The organism is Devosia sp. (genome assembly GCF_028290645.1).
Lineage (GTDB): Bacteria > Pseudomonadota > Alphaproteobacteria > Rhizobiales > Devosiaceae > Devosia_A.
On record NZ_JAQGJL010000268.1, the window covers coordinates 1 to 4,414 of the forward strand.

Sequence of the window (4,414 nt, forward strand, 5' to 3'; positions counted from 1 at the left end):
GCCGGTTCCGATGTGGCCATAGCCCTTTTGGGTGAGGCTGATACTGCCCCCGCCCGCCGCCGGAGCAGCCATCATCATGGCCATTTGACTTACAGCAGCCATCAGGTGAGCCCCGTCCCAGAGATAATCCATTCCGTCGACGCAACCTTGATCGCAGTCGCCACCCCGTTCGCCGCAAGCGTGCGACTGCCGGTCGTTCCTGCGCCGGCCAGGCGCATCGTGTCGGTCGTGATCGATATGGTGATCACCCCGCCGGCGTTCTGGTTGATGAAGGTGATGGCCGTCCCGACGGGGTAGGCGACGCTCGAGTTGGCGGGGATGGTCCAGGTGCGCGCCGTGGTATCGGCGGACGGGTGGAAGACGTGCTTCTGCGCGTCCGCCAGTACCAGGGTGTAGGCGGCACTCTGGCTGTTCTGCGGGATGTTCGAGTAGAGCGGGACGCCCTCCACCGCCATCACGCCCGCAGCGGAGCGGCTGAGCGTTGTGTCGGTAGCGTGCCCGAGTTCGATGCCGGTGAACTGCGGCGAGCTAGCTGTGGTGAGGCCAGACACATCCGCCTGCACGATCGCCAATGCAGTCTTCAGGCCCGAGCCGGAGATCGTCCCGGTGAGCCCGGCGACCGACAGCACCGCGTCAGTCGGGGTGAGAAGTTCCTTCCAGTCCGCCAGGGTCGACGGGCTGTTGGTCGATAGGATGTAGCTCTTGTTCAGGTCCGAACGGACCGCAACGTCACCCTCTTGTGCGGTGAGTGCGAGCATCGCCGCTTGGCTGGCTACCACCGAAACACTGGTGATCGCCAGCGCCGGCAGCACGGCAGTGTCGAGTTTGCCGCTGCCGTCGAGAATGGGGACCTGGCCGGAGCTGGTGCCGGTATTCTTGGTCGAGGCCGTGCCGAGCGCGGCAACGCTCGTCTCAATCGCGTCCAGGTCGACCGCTTGAGTGACCGTTATGTAGCCGAGCTTGGTAGCCTCAGCGGTCGTGAAGCCCTGATAGCCCGCCGTCCATGCGAGCGTGAGGGTGCCCGAAACCGTGATAGGGGAGCCCGAGACGGTGAGGCCGGTCGGAGCCGCAAGCGCTACCGAGGTGACGCTGCCTGATCCTGCCCCGTCCGCCCCCTTCTGCGCCATCAACTCCCAATAGGCGTTGCTGGTGGTCGGCAGCGTCGGGGGGGCATTGCCCGTAGTTGCCTGCAGCGCGATCCACGAGGAGCTTTGATCTCGCACCACGTCGTTTGCGGCGTAGGCTGTGGCGCCGGAATAGGCGCCCTCCCAGTCGAAGGAGACGCCATCGGCGCCGTTGGTACCGTTCGCGCCATTGGTCCCGTTCGTTCCATTGGCGCCGTCGTTGCCCGCCTCGCCCTTTGCCGCGATCAATTCCCATTTGCCGGCCGCAAGATCGGTCGCGAAGACCCCGGACGTATGAGCGATAAGGCAGATGTAGGACGAGCCGCCTTGGGCTACGCCATCCCCGGCTGAATAGGCGGTCGCGGTGACCCAACCGCCCGCCTGCCAGTCGATCCCTGCGCCGGCGGGGCCGGTCGGACCAACAGGGCCCGCAACGTAGGCGGGCCCAATGAACTGCTGCGGGCTGCCCGAAGTGTCGAGCGTATAGACGCCCGCACGGCCATCGCCGGTGTCGTTGACCAGCACTCGGAAGCCATGGGCCTCATCAAGGAAGGCGACGAGTCCGACAACTGCATCGACCGTCGCATCGGTCTCGATGCCCTGCGACCCAACGCGGTTCCACTCAATGGCGACGTCTTCGCCATCGGCGATGCTGCCGTCACCGCCGAGATACTCGAGATCGTCGAGCAGGTACCAAGCCGCGCTCTGGCTTTCCGGGGCGTTCGAAACGCGGAAACTGGCATAGCCGCGGGTCGCAATCGACCGGACCGTGAGGATGGTATCGATCGCCCACTGGTCAATCAGCGGCGCCGCGCTAAAACCGCCGGCGTCGAGGACGTCGATATAGACCTCGGTGGCGTCAGCCCAAGCCGCGGCGTTGCGCGCGATCTTCCCCGGGCCGGGATCATTGGCCCCGGTCTGGCTAAGGACGGTGTAGTAGAGCCCTTTGCCATAGGCATCGATCTGCGCCTGCCTTGCATCGTAGTCCGCCACCTCCCGCGACAGCGCCACGATGCTCGAGGTGAGCGGCGTCATCGGGTCGATCTCGGCCGTCACCGTGCCACCGACGCCATCATAGGCGCGCGTGAGTTCAACGGTGCTGGAGTCGACGCGCTCCTCAACGAAGTAGGTCAGGCCATCGAGGACAATGGTGGCGTCGGCTGGGCAATTGGCAGCGGTGAGCGGATCGCCGGACACAACAGTCACGGTCGTATAGCCGCTCACCACCGTAGCGGTGCCGGTCCAAATTCTGGTCATGTCGGGGGTTCCTACGGGAGCGCCGCTAGGGCGGCTTTGCGGGCGCGGGCCTCGCGGGCGTTGGCGCGATCGCGGTGAGCTTCGCAGCAGTACTTTTGCAGCACCGAGTTGGGGGCGAACTGCATGCCGCACTCATCGAGCGCGCACTGTCGCTGGGGCAGTTCGGCCCGCATGCCCTTCAGACCGCATTCTGGTGAGCAGAACCTTTGTTCCCGGCCGCTTTGCTTATCCCGGAATGGTCGCTGGCAGACGGCGCAGTGTTTCTGGCGCGCGGGATCGATGCGCCAGGCTGAGCCGCACTTGCGGCTGCAGGTGGTCTGAGAATCTCGAAGGGCGCGGAAGGGCTCGTTGCACACCGCGCACAGCTTTTCCGGCGCGGCGGCGGTTGCCGAGATGAACCAGGCGGCGTGACGCTGGAGCTCTTGGATATGAAGGAAATGTTCCTCGCGAAACGCCTTCGCCGCTTGGGCGCAAGCCTCTGAGCAATACCGCCGACCGGCCGTAAGATCCTCGTCATCGATCGCTTTGCCGCAACGTTGGCAGTTCTCTCGCGGTATCGTCGCCTCAGGCTGCCCGACGGCCCAAGGCGGCCGCACGGCGCCAATCGAATTCAGGGCAGCAGCAACTAGGGACGCGGCTTCAGCGTCGGCGGCTTGCCAGCCGTGACCGTGCCCGATCAGCCCACAGCGAATGCCATGGCGGCACTCGGCTTCAAATTCGAATTTCGAGGTGACACCACGGCGGAGAATGCTAGCGGCCTTGTCTATGACGGCATCGCGGGCCGGGCCCTCAAATATCCGCTGGCGGCGCTCAGGGCGCGGGCCGGCGAGGCGGGGCTTGGCCATCCATCAAGCCGCGCGAAACCGGGCCTCGAAGCCGAGACGGCGGCGCCATAGATCGCCACGCTCGCCGCGATCGAAGTGATCGATTTCGTCACAATCGAAATAGGCTGAGAAGCCTTCTACGGTCCCGGTCCAATCGCGGAGGGCATCCTTGACGGTAAGCCCCAACCCCGCGGCCTGGCCGAACGTCTCGCCGATGCAATCCACGATGAAGCGGGCCACCGGGTACCGGCCGGCGCCCGAAAGCATGCGCTCATCCCGCTCGTCCACTAGGTGGAGCACCAGGGAGGGCATGGTGGCCTGCTGGGGAGCCTCCACCGGGTAAATGCGGGCCCCGACCTTTGCGGTAACTGCAGACTCGCCTTCGAGCGCGCCGCGGAGGATATCAAGTGCGCACGTTGCGGCCATGTTAGGCGGCGTCCAACTCGGCGACAGTCTTGCCCTTCAGCCGAAGCATCAAGGCGTCGGCGATCCGGCCCGTCAGATCGGAAACCGCGACGTTACGCATTGCGGCCTCGTAGTCGCCGCCCTTGATTCCGATTTTCATGGCGCCTTCGATGACCGGGATGCGCGAGGCATCGAGGCCGCGAAGGACGACCTGAACGTATTCGGGTCCGAGATCCTCTTGCAGCCGCGCGAGGTCGCTGAAGTCGAAAGTCAGGATGGCGTTCTCGCCGGCCTCGGGGAAGGGCACGGCGAAGTTGATGGGTTTGGACACGAGTCCCTCCGAAAAAGATAAGTGGATTCAAGGTGCTTTACATGCCGCCCCGTCGGCGGGCGTCGCCGATCATTCGGGGCAGTTCGCGCCGGAAGGACTCGCGGTCCTCCTTCAGCGTGGCTTGGAGCTCGCGGCGGGACATGCCGCCAGTGCCGTGGATGACGGGGGCGTAGTTGACGACGACTCCACCGCTGGCGGCGTCGTTGTCGGCGTGTGGCAGCGCGGGGGCGTGGCCGACGAAACCGCCGGCGGCGAAACCCCGGATGCGCTCGAGGTTATTCACACCGAGCCGGCGCACGGACTCGGCGTCGAAGACAAACTCGCCGCGATGCACCACGCCGGCCGGCGCGTACTTACCACCGGCCCCGGTATAGCCGCCATCGGCGAAGCCGGTGCCCGGGAAGATCGAGCCGACGATGAGGTCAAGCCCTTTGTCGAGGAAACTGTTGCCGATCTTGGAAAGCACGCCGCTG

The 4,414-nt window shown here is 65.4% G+C and carries 4 protein-coding genes and 1 pseudogene; all 5 read right to left on the reverse strand.

All coding sequences use genetic code 11. The features are described 5' to 3' along the window. Positions 1–101 precede the first annotated feature (101 nt). Positions 102–2,381, reverse strand: coding sequence for a hypothetical protein (locus tag JWQ89_RS14575; RefSeq protein WP_299642162.1), 2,280 nt, complete (start codon positions 2,379–2,381; stop codon positions 102–104). A gap of 11 nt (positions 2,382–2,392) precedes the next feature. Then, on the reverse strand, positions 2,393–3,226 hold the full coding sequence (locus JWQ89_RS14580; protein WP_299642164.1) for a hypothetical protein: 834 nt from the start codon (positions 3,224–3,226) through the stop codon (positions 2,393–2,395). 3 nt (positions 3,227–3,229) lie between these two features. Continuing rightward, on the reverse strand, positions 3,230–3,631 hold the full coding sequence (locus tag JWQ89_RS14585) for a DUF3168 domain-containing protein (protein WP_299642166.1): 402 nt from the start codon (positions 3,629–3,631) through the stop codon (positions 3,230–3,232). A 1-nt stretch (position 3,632) separates the two neighbouring features. Next, positions 3,633–3,941 (reverse strand): hypothetical protein, encoded by a 309-nt coding sequence (locus tag JWQ89_RS14590; RefSeq protein ID WP_299642168.1) that lies wholly within the window; start codon positions 3,939–3,941, stop codon positions 3,633–3,635. Positions 3,942–3,978: 37 nt separating this feature from the next. Then, positions 3,979–4,414: pseudogene (locus JWQ89_RS14595) on the reverse strand (hypothetical protein); the annotation flags it as partial.

Coding starts and splice junctions, on each gene's coding strand:
- JWQ89_RS14580 (WP_299642164.1), bottom strand. CDS start 3,226: ATGGCCAAGCCCCGCCTCGCCGGCCCGCGCCCTGAGCGCCGCCAGCGG.
- JWQ89_RS14585 (WP_299642166.1), bottom strand. CDS start 3,631: ATGGCCGCAACGTGCGCACTTGATATCCTCCGCGGCGCGCTCGAAGGC.
- JWQ89_RS14575 (WP_299642162.1), bottom strand. CDS start 2,381: ATGACCAGAATTTGGACCGGCACCGCTACGGTGGTGAGCGGCTATACG.